Raw genomic sequence first — 15071 nt, 5'->3', positions numbered from 1 at the left:
CGCCATTTTGGAGGGACAGGGCGGCCATAAGGAGACGACCACCCTGTCCCTCCAGTCACATTAAGCGAGCGCGGCGGTACGCCTTAGAACCGTGGTGAGGCTATCGGACGTCCGATCCGGCGCGCGCGAAGTCCGCCAGCAGATTAGCCCGTCAGGGCGTACCAGTGCCGCACCCTCGCTCCCCGTTCCGAAAGCGGTGGCGAAGGACTTGGCATCGTTGATGAAGACCTGTCGGCCAACGTGAAGACGCGTCAGGGTGAGACCGGTTTCATCGCGCGCTGTGTCCGCTTCCCGTATCCAATCCGGGTTCTCCGTGACCAGGGTAAACTGCCGGGTAAAGAGGTCGATCGTCGATGTATGGCGATTTACGTCTACCCAGAGATGCGGTGCGCGCGTTCCTGGCTGCCCGGCCCATTCGTCGGGGTGGGCGGATGCGGGCAGATCATCCCCTGCGCCCATGATGATGTTCGACCGATGGAGCTGGCCGAGTTCCATGGCCTTGTCATCGTACAGCGTTTCGCCAGCGAGCGCGTTGCCCACATAGCGGGCATAGTCCGGCCGGGCGAACGTCTGTTGATGCCGAAGCCAGCCGATCGGCTGTCGTTCCTGGGTGTAGCTTGTGAGCAGCGAGGGGTTGGACGTTCCGTCCAGGACAAGTTGTAATTTCCAGGCCAGGTTCCACGCATCGTCGATGCCCGTATTCGCCCCGAAGCCGCCGCGTGTCGGCGGAAGCTGGTGCGCGGCGTCTCCGGCCAGGAATATTCTGCCTTTCGAATAGGTGTCCGCGATCCGGCCGGCCATCTCCCATGCGCCGGAGGTGATGATCTCGAACGGCAGGTCAACGCCGAGCGCCCGACGGATGTCGCCAGCGTAGTCCTGTGCCGGCTTTGCCTCGCCGCCATAGAACATAAGCACCCAGCGGCCGTCGCCGTAGGTGGTGAGAAACGCCTTGAAGTCTTCCTGATCGATCTCGAACTGCTGGAAGCCCCGGTCCAGATAGGTGTCGGCGGCGGGGCAGTGGAACAGGACAGAGCGAATGTTCATGATGTGACCGACGCCATGGCGTTCGATCCCAAGGGCGTCTCTGACCGGGCTATCCGCGCCATCGGCGGCAATCATGTAGGCGGCCGAAAGCGCGTACTGCCGCCCCGTTTCCCGCTCACGGACCTTCACTGTAACGCCGATGTCTGTCTTTTCGAAGGACAAGAGTTCGGTGCCCAGCCGAAGATCGGCGCCGAGTTCGGCGGATCGGCTGCGCAGGATCGGCTCCAGCTTGTCCTGCGCGAAGGCTGCCATGCCCGCCGGCGATAAGGCTCTTTCCGGGGTCGCAGCTGCAGGCGTGTCGGATGGTGTCCACACCGCTTCATGTGTCACCGCGCCGACAAGGCTTTCGACGGTGGCGCGCCGGAGCCGGAAGCCCGGATCGACGGTCGGAATCCGGTCGGCGATGCCAATGGCGCGATAGAATTCAAGCGTGTGTTCCGTAAAGCCCGTGGCGCGGGGATGAAGCGCACTGCCGCGATGCTTTTCGATGACAATCGTCTTTACGCCTCGCCAGGCGAGAAATGCCGCCGCAGAGAGGCCTACGAGGCTGCCGCCGATAATGATGACTTGGGTGTCGTGCATGGTGTGTCCTTGTCTGGTGGCCGAGGCCACGGGGATAAGGACGGCTGCGATACTTCGGTGGCGTCGTTGCGAGATACACCAACGGAGCGGACGCAGCGCGTCCGGTGTCCGTCGTGGTCCGCGGCCCGAGGGCTGGATTGTGGCCTCCGGTATGAACCGAAGGCTGACCGGGGCTCACCAAAAGCCGGTCCACCATTTTCGACGCTTGGGATATAGGTTTTGGAACGCACGGGGTCAAGGTTTTAACCGAGCCGACGATTTCATCTCGGCGGTCAAGGTGTCCAGCTTAGCGCCGCCGGGACTACTCATTTTTCATGCCTGCGCGACAACTCGCAAGGAAGCGCATTGCGGTACAGGCAAAAGGTTGTAGCTTAATTGTCTGGTTAATATTGTGCGGCGGGCGCCGCGTGGTTTCATTTTCAAGCGGTAGAGAGTCGTTTAAGTGAAAAGCCGTTTGCTCTTAAGACTATGTGCTCTGACGCCGAACCGCCGTAACGAAGGGCGCAATCAATGAGACAGCCTATCCGCCGCACCTCACTTGTCCGCCGTGAGTTTACGTCATGGCTTGGCGGCGCGTGCCTGTCTGGTCTCTTATTGCCGCCAACGGCCCGGGCCGCACCGTCTCCCCGGCCTTCCGACCTGCGAGGCAAATGGGGTGTTCAGAATGATGGGACTTTCGTGAACCCCATCATGCCCGCCGACTATTCGGATATCGATGTCATACGGGTAGGGGCGCGATACTATGCCATCAGCTCGACGCTCCATATGTCGCCGGGCATGGTTGTCATGCAATCTGACGACCTCGTTAACTGGCAGACCCTCGGCCATGCCGTCCCGGATATTACGCCGCTGGGCGCCAATCTGACCTGGCGAGAGATGGACGGATATGGAAGGGGTGTCTGGGCAGGCGCTCTTAGATATCACAATCATCGCTTCTACCTGTACTTCGCCTGCCCGGACAGCGGTGTTTTCGTTACGACGGCGAGGGACCCAAAGGGGCCTTGGGCTACGCCCATCTGTCTGTGGCACGTGGCTGGATACGATGACCCTTGCCCGTTCTGGGATGATGATGGTCGTGCGTACCTCATCATGACGCGTTTCGCAAAGGACCCGGATACCCAGGTAGATTACAATATCCACCTGTTTGAGATGTCGGCTGACGGGCTATCGCTCAACACGTCAAAGTCCCGGATCGTGCATCGCTCCGAAGGGTCGGAGGCCAATAAGCTCGATAAACGGGATGGCGTTTATTATCACTATTTCAGCGAGGTAAAGCCCGAGGGCCGGGTTCCCATGATGCGCCGAGCGCGGTCTCTGGCCGGACCGTGGGAGGAGAGGCAACTGGGGCATGTCGACAAGAACATCGACCGTGAACCGAACCAAGGCGGCTTTATCCAATCCCCTGATGGGAATTGGTGGTTCTTGACGCATCAGGGCCGCGGCGACTGGGAGGGCCGGGCACTTTGCCTGCTTCCGGTCACATGGACCGATGGATGGCCAATTGTGGGCACGCCGGGGGATGACGGAATTGGGAATATGGTTTGGCAACACCGCCTGCCGATTTCGGGTACCCGGCCCAAAACCGTTAAACTCTCGGCGGATTTCAGCAAACCCCTGCTCGGTACGCAATGGGAATGGAACCATGAACCCAACCCGGCCGCCTGGCGTTTGCAGCCGAACCTAGGAAGGCTTCGGTTGAAAGCGTTCAGGCCTTTGGGACCGGACTTCAAGATGGTTGCCAACGTCGTGTCTCAGCGCGCATGGCGCACGAACCGAAACCAGGTAACGACGCAAATGCATCTTTCGGAGATGACCGACGGTCAGATCGCCGGCTTATGTCATGCGTCGGCGTCCTCGGCATTCATCGGGATACGACAGGCCGGAAATGTCCGCCGGGTGCTGTTTCAGGCGGGCACGCTGGAGGTATTCGGGCCCCCGGTACGGCAGACGACGATATGGCTTCGAACGGAATGGGACTTCGGGGGCAATGCTCAGTTCTCATATAGTCTAAACGGCCGGACGTTCCGCGCCTTAGGTCCGGGGTACAGCTTGGGGTGGGGCAACTATCGCGGCGATCGGGTCGGGTTATTTACCTTCAATCCTAAGCGCGATTCAGGCGCTGCGTCGTTCAGCACCTTCACCTACCAAATAGCCGCCCAAAATGGCGCGGCCGATGCCGGTTTTGGGTAAGGCAAGGCGTATAGGGCGTAAGGCATGGTTTATGTTCGCCGTGCGACCCGCCCAAAAGACATTGCCGTTAGCGCCCGATCATCGTCGTGATCTTTTCGGCGTCGGTGGCGGTCACGGGATTGAAGACCAGCATGTTGAGGTCTGAGCGGCCATCGACGGAAAAGGTCGACATTTCAACCGAGATCGGACCCAGCACCGGATGGCGCAGGTGTTTCACGACCGCGGTATTGTTGTGGACGTCGTTGTCGCGCCACATGGTTTTGAATTCCGGGCTGAGCAGGCACAGTTCGTCGACCATCGCCTTGACCTCGGCCATGGCGCCGGCGCGTGCGGCATCGGCGCGAAAGGCCGCCACAACGGACCGCGCGACGCTTTGCCATTCGTGGTGCGCCTCGCGGGCGGTTGGGCTTAAAAAGATGTGGCGCAGCATGTTGCGCTGATCGGGGGGCAGGGTGCTGTAATCCTTAAGAACGATGGTGGCGGCGCGGTTCCAGGCGATCACGTCCCATATGGCGGTTTTGATAATCGCCGGGCTGGGGTTGAGGGCATCGAGCACGCGCTGGAGCCGGGGGGTAACGTCCTGATCCTTGCGATATTGGACTTCCGGCGGGCGGCCAAGTCCCAGCAGGAAGAGGTGTTCGCGTTCGACATCCGTCAGCATGAGCGCGCGGGCAATGCGATTGAGGACATCGGCGGAGGGCGCACCGCCGCGCCCTTGTTCCAGCCACGTATACCAGGTCGGGCTTATATGGGCGCGCTGAGCCACTTCTTCGCGGCGTAGCCCGGGGGTGCGCCGTCGTTGCGGTGTAAAGCCGAGCGCGACCGGGTCGAGTTTGGCCCGGCGATCCTTGAGATAGGTCCCCAACAGGCCGCCGGTGGTCGCTTCATTGCCGATCATGTTAGTTATTATACCCTGATAATGTCACTACTTTACCCGTATCCAGCATAGTGGAATATGCCTGTAACGTCCAACATGGAGACTATGTGATGCGTATATTTCTGACCGGCGCCACGGGCTTTATCGGCTCGCGAATACTCCCTGAACTGCTGGCGGCGGGGCATCAGGTGCTCGGCCTGACGCGATCGGAGGCGGGGGCGCAGGCGTTGATCGCCGCCGGGGCGGAGCCGTATCATGGCACCATCGACGATCCGGACAGCCTGGTTGCGGGCGCGGCTCAGGCGGATGCCGTCATCCATACGGCCTTCGACCACAATTTCGCGAATTTCGTCGAAAACTGCGAAAAGGACAGGCGGGTGATCCGGGCCCTGGGTGGGGCTCTGGCGGGATCGGATCGGGCGCTCGTCATCACGTCGGGCACAGGGATGGGCTTGGGCGAAGCCGGTCAGATCGCGACCGAACAGGTGTTTAATGCCCACCATCCCAATCCACGTTCGGCGTCGGAACTGGCCGGAGCCGAGATGTTGGCCGCCGGTGTCAAGGTGATCACCGTCCGGCTTCCTCAGGTGCACGATACGCACCGCCAGGGGCTGATCTCGCCGCTGATAGACGTGGCCCGCCAAAAGGGTGTTTCGGCCTATGTGGGCGAAGGCCGTAACCGGTTTGCCGCCGGGCATGTTTCGGATGTGGCGCGGCTCTATGTGCTGGCCGTCGAAAAGGGGCAAGCCGGGGAGCGATTCCATGCGGTCGGCGAAGAGGGCATAACGGCGCGCGATATCGCCACCGTGGTTGGGGAAGGGTTGGGCGTGCCGGTGGTGTCATTGGCGCCGGACCAGGCGGCGGATCATTTCGGCTGGCTGGGTATGTTTGTCGGCTTCGATATGCCCGCGTCGAGTGCATGGACGCGTCAGCGATTGGGCTGGTATCCGCAGGGGCGAGGCCTGATCGCCGATCTACGCGATATGGATTACCAGGCCGACCACGGCTGATCCGGCGAATAGGGTTGGCCAAGGGGCGGGGGCCATGGGCGGTGAAATGGCTTACCGTCCTTTGCTTTTTTGGGCCGCGTCGATAATTAGTGTGTGAACCTCACGCACCTTGGCGATGCCGTCAAACATCAGGGACGGGCCAGTGCCGCGAACGCCCCAGGCTGGCCAGCCGGTGCCCATAAACAGGTTGGACTGGCCGAAAATGATCGAACCGCGACCGTTGGCGCCCGTCTTGAGTTCGATTTGCGGCAAGTTGTTGAGCGTCAGCGATTGGACGGAATTGCCGCAGGTGATGATGATCCGGCGATCCGTGACGGCGTAGGCCGTCTTTGCGCGCGCCGCCGCATCGACAAAGAAGCGGCCGAAAATCATGTAGAGGCCGATCAGACAAAACGGGATGCCCCAGAGTGTCATGAAGCTGAATTCCGACCCGGTGATATAGGGCGGTGTGGCCGAGACACGGACACCGGCCTGATAAAAAGCGGTAGCCTCCCAGAAGAGGGCGAAACCACCCCACATCACACTGAACGGCACCAGAAAAATATCGACCATACGAAAGCGGACGCCTTGGGCCGGGGTGCCCGACCACAGAAGCTGTTCGTCCCTGCCCAGTTCGCTACGCAGGCGCGTGTCCCCATTGAACGGCATCTGTTTCCCCCTTCAAGCCCCAAGTTCACGCCGAACTCTATGCCCCAACCGGTGGTTAAACGACATCGAGACAAAAACACCACTCATTTTGGATTTGGGGACGGAACTTGGCAACGTTTATGCCAGTCTATCACAGCAGGTTGACGTTATGCATAGCGCGCTGACTCCAAATACCACGGCAACGCGTTGTTCAAAACCATTAGACCTAAGCTGCTTTATATGCCTCAAGGGCAATGCGATTATCTAGTCCGTCGCCGAACATACGCATTAACTCAATAGTTTTTTGGCTTAGCTCGTCGAGATCGTCGATAGCTATAAACGTATCTTCTCCATGGGCAATAGAATTCCGCCGTTTTAAAAGAAAGACGTCGATGTAACTCTCATAGGAAAGAAAATTATCATTATCTAACCCGCAGACGAGGCAAATATCTGAAAAGATTCCAAAATTTAAGTTCGCCTTCGTATTTACAAGCTCATCGTTTGCCCTGGTGAAAGCTTTGTCACCAGAAGTGAGAATTGCGTCAACCAACTCACAGCGCGCAGACAGACTACTGCCGGAAACCGCAATGGCTGATAAACGCGGGAGGAAATAGTTTCGTAGAAACTGACGATTGAGTTTGTCGAAGCGTATTCTGCGTAGCGCTATATGCTCGAAGTATTTTCGAGCGGAAAAACGCACATATCCTTCCCAATGTGCATATGTAATAGTGACCAACGCCCTCAGCAAAGCTTTTTGTAACGCCTCGTCGGCTCGTAACACTGCGTTCTTAAGGTCGGAGATTTCTCTTATTCGCCAAGTCCGGTCCTCAGTAACCTGGCGTGAAAAATCATCCGCAGTGTAGGGCTTGCTCATGGTTTAAACCACCGCTCACCTAAAGGAACTGTACGTTGGAGGCGCGTTGTCCCGCGTAATCCTGGCGAGTTCAGACCAGCCTTGTCAGCCTCATCCCAAAAGGAGTGTATTCTGCTTTTTACGAAATCATCTGGCGCAGCTAAATTGACAATGGCGTTTAGGTTCTTGGCAATTCCGACTGCAATGCCTTCCAGCCCAACTAAACCGACCCGTCCTACCGGCTTGCCTAATGCGAAACGTCTAAGAGCATCCTTGCCCAATGTCCGATCTAATATAGCGAACGTAGTGCCGATTATTTCCGTGGCCGCAGTCTCGTCGGCTCGCTGGCATAGATGTATAATACCCTCATCAATATACTCTTCGACGTCCAGCTTACCATCATAATCGATAAAGGTGTGGACTAGAAATCTTACCGCCAGCTCCATGTGCCGCTGCCGTTCGGCCATGTCCTCAGTTAAAGCTAATACTTGCTGAAATTGCGCAGTTTCTGCGGCACCTCTTATGGCTCGAAAGTATGCCGGATTTACCATCAGCATGATGCAATTGCGAAGTTCCTGCGTATTGGCAACAGTCCCACCGGCATTAAGTCGTTGAAATAGATCAAATTTTGTTAATTCATCGCTGGGTCGCTTTAATATTTCCACGCCAAGTCGTGCACGTCTAATTGCAAGTTGATGAGATTTTTCAAAAGGCTTTTGTTCTGCTATTGGTACGTCATGAATTGTATCTGTTGCTTCCCATACCGCGTTTCGCAATGAGGGTAAATATTTCGTAGATTCCAATACCGACGGCGGAAGCAGTTGACCGCTTTCATCGCGCAGTTTGCCCATGAATTCTAGCAAGGTGGAAAGGCGCTGAAGCCCGTCGATCAATTCCCATTTGCTGCCGTCTGTCTCGAAAACAAATATTGGCGGCAGTGGAATGCCGAGCAAAATCGACTCGAACAACCGCGATTTCTGGCCCGCCTCCCACCGGAAAAGTCGCTGAAATTCGGGACGAATGGTGATCTCCCCATTCTCATACATACTAACAACTTCACCTATCGACATTTGATAGGCATCTGTCCGTACTCGACGTTGTGCCGTTTCAATTTCCGTTTGTAGCATGTTAGGCTCCCACTGGCGGTGCGTCGTTTGCGGCGCAACCTATGGTGACACGCCCATTTCTTGGTTGTCAAAGTGTTCTGTCCACTTTCAACAGTTATGAACACTTTCAGCTTCGACCCTGGCTTTGCTATTCGAATATCTTAGAACCTATACCGTTGCCACTTTCTTTGTGCTCAACATAGGCTTCGTCCGCTTCGGTTCAGAGCGGAATTGTCCTTTCAAAGCGCCACTGTTCGTAGCCAGCCAATATATTGGCGGCGGTCCGGCGTTATGAGGCCTGAGCCGCTAAGCGACGACCGGGGGTATCTGTCCCACGGCTCTACTCATACCCGTTTTCGGCCAGCCATTTGTGGGCGGCGGCTTTGCCTGCGGCGATCTGGGCGGGGGTCATGGTCTTTTCCAGCTCGGCCAGGGCGTCTGGATCGCCACCACCCATGGCGATGGCCATACGGTGCCATTGTTCCGCCTGAACCAGGTCTTTCGGCGTGCCGTCACCCGCCGCGTAGTCGCCGGCGGTCACGCCTGCCGCCTGCGCGTCGCCCGCCAAACCGGCCTTGCGCATCCAGATAAAGGCATTTTGCCGGTCCGGCTTGCCGCCGATAACGCCTTCGCCATACAGCCCCGACAGGATGATCATGTAGTTCGCGCTACCGTTTTCGGCATTGAATTTTACGAAGTCGAGAGCGGTGGCGGGACGGCCGGAGGCTTGAAAAGGACCGTTCTGGATATAGGGTTTGAAGTCGGTGTCTTTGGCAAAGGCGGCGCAGGCGGGATAGGCCTCAGTCATGATGGCCTCCATGCTGTGCAGACCGTCGGCGGCAGTATCTCCGGACAGCATGCCGTTCATCCTTTGCACACGCGTATTGAGCACCATCAGCTTGTCGTGGATCTTGGCACCGGTCGCCTCCGGGGCACTGGAGGCCATGATGGCCGCTTCCGCCGCCTCTTGCATATTGGCCACCAGGGTATCCGTCTGGACATTAAAGCCAAGATATTTGCACGCGGTGGCGACCGTGCCGAAGTCGATAACACGAACGGCCCAGTTATATTCCGCCGTTTCGGAGTGGGCGGTCTGGACGGACAGGGCCGCGATGGCGGCGGTGATGAGCAGCGTTTTCATGATCCCCCTCAGGATGTCGAATCTGACCCAGGTTGAACCAGATGCTACCGTTGGTGGCAAGGGGGAAAAGTGACGCAACAGACGGGGACGGGGCCTCATTTTCAATTGTCTGACGTTTTGATTGCGTTTTGGCCGGGGGATGGCGATAAGGGAAAAAAAGAGGAAGGAATTGCCATGAGAGTGTTCGTACTGGCGGCCGCGATCGCGCTGTCCACCGTGTCGCTGACGTGTGCTGCCGCGCCTGCGTCTTCACCGGCCGCGTTTACCGCCTCTGGCCCGCGCACCTGGACGGCTGATAACGGCAATGGCACCTTTACCAATCCGTTGTTTTACGACGAATTTTCCGACCCCGACGTGATCCGCGTCGGTGACTATTTCTACATGACCGGCACCACCATGCACACCATGCCGGGTTTGCCCATCCTGAGGTCGAAGGATCTGGTCAATTGGGAATTCGTCAGCTATGCGCTCGATACGCTCGACCTCGGGCCCGCCTACCGGTTGGAAGACGGTAAGGACGCCTATGGCCAGGGGATATGGGCGCCGACCTTCCGTTACCATGACGGCGTCTTTTACATCTTTTCCAACGTCAACGGCCAGACGACCCAGGTCTTCACCGCCACCGATCCGAAGGGGCCGTGGACGCACAAGGCGATGAAGCGGTCTTTGCACGACCTGTCTGTGTTGTTCGATGACGACGGCAAGGCCTATGTCATCTGGGGTTATCAGGGCATCCGCATGGCGCAGTTGACGCCGGATATGACCGATATCGTGGCGGGGACCGAGCGTGAAATCATCCCAGCCGGCTCGGGCATGGGGGAGGGCGTTCACTTCTATAAGCTCAAGGGCAAGTATTTCATCACCAGCGCCTGGTTCGAAGGGCGCATGCGCATGCCCGCCGCGCGGGCCGACCGGATCGAAGGACCATATGAGGTCAATCCGGCCATCAGCATCGATGAGGATTTCGGCCTGGCCCAAGGTTATCGCGAAAGCGGCAAGACGCCGCCTTTCACGATCAGCCCGGCCAATCCGCAACCCAATGGCCGCATGTCGCTGCACCAGGGCGGGGTGATTGAAACCCCGGCCGGTGAGTGGTGGGGCTTTTCGATGATGGACTATAATTCGGTCGGGCGGTTGACCAGCCTGTCGCCCATTACGTGGAAGGACGGATGGCCGTATTTCGGGCTGCCGGGCAATCTGGGGCGCACGCCGCGCACATGGGTCAAGCCGAAAACCGAGGCGGTGCAGCCGATCCGGGTGCCCTATGTCCGCAACGACGATTTTTCGGGCAAGCACCTTATCCCCGTCTGGCAATGGAACCATGTGCCGGTGGCGGACAAGTGGTCGCTGAGCGAACGGCCGGGCTATCTGCGGCTGCATAGCCTGGCGGCGGACAGCTTTTGGCATGCGCGCAACACCTTGACGCAACGCGCCATCGGGCCGATGTCGATGCCGACCGCGGTGCTGGACGCCTCGCATCTGGCGGTGGGCGATGTGGCGGGTCTGGGGCTGCTTAATCAGCCCTATGCCTGGATCGGCGTGGAACGCGAAGCGGGCGGGCTGAGCGTGGTTCAGTTCGACCAGCAGACGGGGACCAAGGCGCGCGTCGCCACCACCGCCAAACGGCTATGGTTCCGGGCCGATTGCGATTTCATGAGCGAGACGGCGCGCTTCAGCTATTCGACCGACGGGCGCACGTTTAAGCCGTTGGGCGCGCCAGTAACCCTGGTGTTCCAGCTCAAAACGTTTCAGGGCGTGAGATATAGCCTGTTCGCCTACAACACGCTTGGGAAAGCGGGCGGGTCTGCCGACTTTGACGCCTTCACCGTCAATGAACCCCATCCGCGCGGTCTGATGCGGCCGATCCCCTATGGGCGGTCCATTCGTCTGAGCGGGTTCGGCGCGACCGCAGGGATGGGGATGGATGGCGGCAAGCCGTCCGATGTCACCGTGGTCGATATGGGGCTTGGCCGGGCGGCGCTCAAAAGCGGCGACGGGTATCTCAGCGTCGCCGCCGATGGCGCGGTCGCGCTTACCCGCGGGACGCCGGGCGTGGCCCAGAGCTTTCAATGGATCGAAACGCCGACGGGCGAACTGGTGCTGATGTCGTTGATGACCAACCGCTTCCTGCGCATCGATCCGGTTAGCCATAAAGTCACCGCCGACAGTCCGGGCCCGCAATCGGACGCCAAGGACGGGGTGCGCTTCGTCTGGACCGCCGCGGGTGGATAGGGGGTGCCCAGAGGATGTGCCGGATTAGCGAAAATAGATAAGACCTTAATAATAACTGATTTGTAATTGGAATCGCCTGCTGGCAAATAGTAGCTTCCCTACGAAGGATTTGTTTTAATGCCCCAAGATTCGCTGACTCTCGACGAATACATGCCCTACCGGCTGGCCGTGGCTTCCAACGCCGTCAGCACGCTGATTGCGACAGCCTATGAGAGTCTGTACGGGCTCAAGATCCCGGAATGGCGGTTGATCTTCATTCTGCGCGAGGACGGTCCGTCCACGCAGCAGGCCCTGGTCAAGCGCGGCGGCATGGACAAGGTGACGATTTCGCGCGCGGCTCAGAGCCTGGCCAAGCGCCGCCTGATCACGCGCGCCCCGCACGAGCATGACGGCCGGTCGCACCACCTGATTCTGACCCATGAGGGCGAGCGGCTGTATGCCGATGTCGCCCCGGCGGCGGCGGAATACGAGAAGATCATGTTGGCAGATTTTTCGCCGGAAGAGGTGACGCAGTTCAAGAAGTTGCTGCGCCGTGTCGAAGACGCCGCGCTCAAGGCGCAAAATGGTGTCGAAGGCTGATCTTTCCGGCGCCGGTTCGCAATTTAGCCGTTGTGCGCTTCCCTCGGGTTTGGCATTCTGTTAACCTTTAGGCTTGTTAACCTTTCGGCGGTTCATCCGGCAGGGTTGCCATATTGGGGGAGGGTTTCAAAATGCATGACGGCTTTGACGCGCCCGCCCAGGCTCCCAGCGATTTCCCCAGCGATCCCATCTTCTATCATGACCTGCCGCTGATCGGCGGGGTGATTCTCATCGTCATCATGGTGGCGGTCGGATTGACGGTGTACCGCGCCACGCGCAAGCGGCAGTGGGATGGCTTTTTCGCCCATGTGAAAAGCGTCAAGCTGGTCGAAATGGCGTCACGGCGCGCCATGGACCGCGCCTATGAAACCCCCGGCACCCTGACGCCCGATGTCATCGGCCTGATCGACATCCTGACCGGCAAGTCGCGCGAATGCGGCAAGGCGATCCGTGACATGTCGTCGGCCCTCGATAAGGCATTGTCCGGCGTGAAGGAGGTCGATGCACCGCCCGGTAGCGCGATCGGCGTTGGCGATAATAATTCCGGCACCATCATCAATATCGCCGTCAGCAATACACCCAATGGTAACGCCGCCCCCGGTGTGGTGGCATCCGCTGTTCCTGGGGGGGCTGTGGCCCAGGTTGTGCCTGCGTCTCCTGCCGCCTTGCCGCCGCAACTGAGCCATGCCGCCAACATGTACATGGCGCTCAACGCCGTTCATGAGGAATGGAAAAGCACGCGTACCATGGCCGGGGCGTTGGAAGACGCGCGCAATCAGTTGATCGATCAGCCCGCCTGGACGCCGCCGCCGCGTCCCACCGATACGCCGGTAAGAGCCTGACCATGGTCCTTTGGTTTTCCGAGCCCGATTTCGACGGCACCTTCCATGACGCGCCCCAGGATCCGTATTATTCGGAGCTGGACGTGTCCTATATCGATCCGGTCTACATCTATATCGGCATCGGTCTGTTCGTCGCCATTGTCGTTGCGGCCCTGATCGGGGCCTATATCGGCCGCAACAATGCGCAGCAAAGGCTGGACCTGGCCAAGAAGCGGTCGGTCGATGCCATCTATGACAGCATCCGGCACAAGCTGGACCTGGCGCTGAAATCGCGCGGACTTCAGATCATCGAACGCGCGGCTCAGGTTCAGGAAGAGGTACACAACCGTCTGGGGCACGTCATCGCCCTGGTCGACAAGCCGGGCAAGACAGTGACCGCGCTGGAAAAGGCGCTACCGGCACCGCAAGCGCCAAAGCCGCCCGAGGCCAAGCCCGCCAAGGTCAAGGTGCCGATGTCGGCCGAAGAACAGATGATAGCGGTCTGGGAAGCGCTCAATCGCTTCCGCGTCTTCTGGGCCGACGAAGCCCATGTGAAGGGGATGATCCGCGCCGCTCAGGAAGAACTGGCGCGCGCCGATTCAGCCCTTTATGTCCGGCAACTGGAAACGCAGTATATGCCGGGGCCGCAGGGCAAGCCGTGGATGCTACCCTCGCCCTTTGGCAAAAAGACAGGCCCCGCAGCCGTGGTGGCCGCTGCGCTCAACGACGCAGACAAGGCAGGCAGCGCGCCGCTTCCCGCCGCCGCCGAACCTGCGCCTCAGCCGGAACCGGCGCCTTCGCCTGATGCCGTGACTCCACCGCCGCCGCCGCCGCCGCCGCCCGCACCCAAGCCGGGGCGCAAGAAACTACCGGCGCACAAGCGCAATATGCTGGCTTAGGTTGCCCATCTGCCGCGCCGCAGCAGCCGATCGCGCAAGACCATAAACGGGCGTTCGACGGCGGCGTACAGCACGCTGGCGACGGCGATGCTGGTGACATAGTAGATGGCGACCTGCGACCAGCCGGTCATCCAGGCCTTTGGCAGGAACAGGGTATCGAGGTGGACGACCATCTTGTGCGACAGATAGAGGCTGTAGGAGATGGCGGCGATATAGCCTATACCGCTCCATCGCGCCGGTTTGACGACGGCCTCGCTGTCCAGAATGGCCGATAGCACAAGCGCCACGCCCAGCGAAAACAGCGGGTAAAAGAGGATACTGCCCGTCTCCGACAGGATGACGCCGTCGATCTGGTTGAGATAGCTGGTGATGCCGAGGCAGACCGCGCCCAGCGGCAGGGTGATGACGGGGCGGGCATAGCGCCTCCAGGCATCGGCATAGAACAGGCGAACCGCCGCTAGACACACGCCCATAAGCAGGCCATCGAGGCGGGTATAGGTGGGGTAATAGATCGAGGTGAAAAAACTGACGGGTTCGCCACTCGTCGCGGTCCAGTTCGACCACAGGACATGACGCAGCACCATGCCGCCGATCAGGACGGCGACGGCGGCCGCGACCGCCGGCCACGGCGTGCGAAAGCGGCGCAGGACCAGCACAAGCGCCGGCAGGATCAGGTAGAAATGCTCTTCCACACACAGGGACCAGGCGTGGGTAAAGGTGCCGAAGGTCTTGGCGTCGAGGCCGAGATTGAGCGTGAAGGTGAGGTAGCGCCACAGGGGTGACATCGCCTCGCGTTCACGCAGGATCGGAAACAGGGCGTAGAGCGTCAGGATGAGCCAAAAGACCGGCAGGATGCGAAACGCGCGTTTGATGTAGAAGATGCGCAGGTCCGGTGCGTTACCGCCCGCAACGGGGCGCAGGAGTTCCGTGCCGATGAGAAAGCCGCTGAGGACGAAGAACACATCGACCCCCAGCCAGCCGAAATCCTTGATGTGCTGAAACAGCGGCGGATAGTCGACCGCGGGAAAATGCCAGCTCATGACCAGCAATATCGCCAATCCGCGCAATATATCCGGCCCGACGGCCCGCTCCGTTTTCATGCGACTCACC

13 protein-coding genes are annotated in these 15071 nt (G+C 59.4%); 6 read left to right on the top strand and 7 right to left on the bottom strand.

The features are described from left to right. Window positions 1-60: 60 nt before the first annotated feature. Window positions 61-1626 (bottom strand): FAD-dependent monooxygenase, encoded by a 1566-nt coding sequence (locus RCJ00_RS04685; protein WP_316220574.1) that lies wholly within the window; start codon window positions 1624-1626, stop codon window positions 61-63. A 678-nt stretch (window positions 1627-2304) separates the two neighbouring features. Here RCJ00_RS04685 and RCJ00_RS04680 point away from each other — a divergent pair. Then, window positions 2305-3816: a glycoside hydrolase family 43 protein gene (locus RCJ00_RS04680; RefSeq protein ID WP_316220572.1), complete on the top strand. Its 1512-nt coding sequence runs from the start codon at window positions 2305-2307 to the stop codon at window positions 3814-3816. Window positions 3817-3883: 67 nt separating this feature from the next. Here RCJ00_RS04680 and RCJ00_RS04675 read toward each other — a convergent pair whose 3' ends face one another. Continuing rightward, on the bottom strand, window positions 3884-4714 hold the full coding sequence (locus RCJ00_RS04675; RefSeq protein WP_316220571.1) for a helix-turn-helix transcriptional regulator: 831 nt from the start codon (window positions 4712-4714) through the stop codon (window positions 3884-3886). Between the two features lie 89 nt (window positions 4715-4803). On the opposite strand from RCJ00_RS04675, the gene RCJ00_RS04670 reads away from it, so the two are divergent. Further along, window positions 4804-5703 (top strand): SDR family oxidoreductase, encoded by a 900-nt coding sequence (locus RCJ00_RS04670; protein ID WP_316220570.1) that lies wholly within the window; start codon window positions 4804-4806, stop codon window positions 5701-5703. A gap of 51 nt (window positions 5704-5754) precedes the next feature. Here RCJ00_RS04670 and RCJ00_RS04665 read toward each other — a convergent pair whose 3' ends face one another. The 4 genes from RCJ00_RS04665 to RCJ00_RS04650 all read right to left on the bottom strand — a co-directional run bounded on the left by RCJ00_RS04665 (window position 5755) and on the right by RCJ00_RS04650 (window position 9430). Next, window positions 5755-6351, bottom strand: coding sequence for a hypothetical protein (locus tag RCJ00_RS04665; protein ID WP_316220569.1), 597 nt, complete (start codon window positions 6349-6351; stop codon window positions 5755-5757). A gap of 205 nt (window positions 6352-6556) precedes the next feature. Then, entirely contained in the window at window positions 6557-7204 is a 648-nt protein-coding gene (locus RCJ00_RS04660; protein ID WP_316220568.1) for an MAE_28990/MAE_18760 family HEPN-like nuclease, read from the bottom strand. Next, entirely contained in the window at window positions 7201-8310 is a 1110-nt protein-coding gene (locus RCJ00_RS04655; protein WP_316220567.1) for a GmrSD restriction endonuclease domain-containing protein, read from the bottom strand. The genes RCJ00_RS04660 and RCJ00_RS04655 overlap by 4 nt, the downstream gene beginning before the upstream one ends. Before the next feature lie 319 nt (window positions 8311-8629). After that, complete coding sequence (locus RCJ00_RS04650; protein ID WP_316220565.1) at window positions 8630-9430, bottom strand: SEL1-like repeat protein; 801 nt, start codon at window positions 9428-9430, stop codon at window positions 8630-8632. Between the two features lie 174 nt (window positions 9431-9604). Between RCJ00_RS04650 and RCJ00_RS04645 the strand changes: the two genes are divergently transcribed. The 4 genes from RCJ00_RS04645 (at window position 9605) to RCJ00_RS04630 (ending at window position 13961) form a co-directional block, all read left to right on the top strand. Next, on the top strand, window positions 9605-11662 hold the full coding sequence (locus RCJ00_RS04645; RefSeq protein WP_316220564.1) for a family 43 glycosylhydrolase: 2058 nt from the start codon (window positions 9605-9607) through the stop codon (window positions 11660-11662). 117 nt (window positions 11663-11779) lie between these two features. Next, window positions 11780-12241, top strand: coding sequence for a MarR family winged helix-turn-helix transcriptional regulator (locus RCJ00_RS04640; protein ID WP_023460005.1), 462 nt, complete (start codon window positions 11780-11782; stop codon window positions 12239-12241). A gap of 131 nt (window positions 12242-12372) precedes the next feature. Then, window positions 12373-13083 (top strand): hypothetical protein, encoded by a 711-nt coding sequence (locus RCJ00_RS04635; RefSeq protein ID WP_316220563.1) that lies wholly within the window; start codon window positions 12373-12375, stop codon window positions 13081-13083. A gap of 2 nt (window positions 13084-13085) precedes the next feature. After that, a complete protein-coding gene (locus RCJ00_RS04630; RefSeq protein ID WP_316220561.1) occupies window positions 13086-13961 on the top strand; it encodes a hypothetical protein in 876 nt (291 codons plus the stop codon). Here RCJ00_RS04630 and RCJ00_RS04625 read toward each other — a convergent pair. Further along, entirely contained in the window at window positions 13958-15061 is a 1104-nt protein-coding gene (locus RCJ00_RS04625) for an acyltransferase family protein (protein WP_316220559.1), read from the bottom strand. The genes RCJ00_RS04630 and RCJ00_RS04625 overlap by 4 nt on opposite strands. Window positions 15062-15071 lie beyond the last annotated feature (10 nt).

This window comes from Asticcacaulis aquihabitans (assembly GCF_032490435.1).
Lineage (GTDB): Bacteria > Pseudomonadota > Alphaproteobacteria > Caulobacterales > Caulobacteraceae > Asticcacaulis.
The sequence above is the reverse complement of the archived record's forward strand: the minus strand, read 5'-3'. Positions and strand labels throughout refer to the sequence as shown.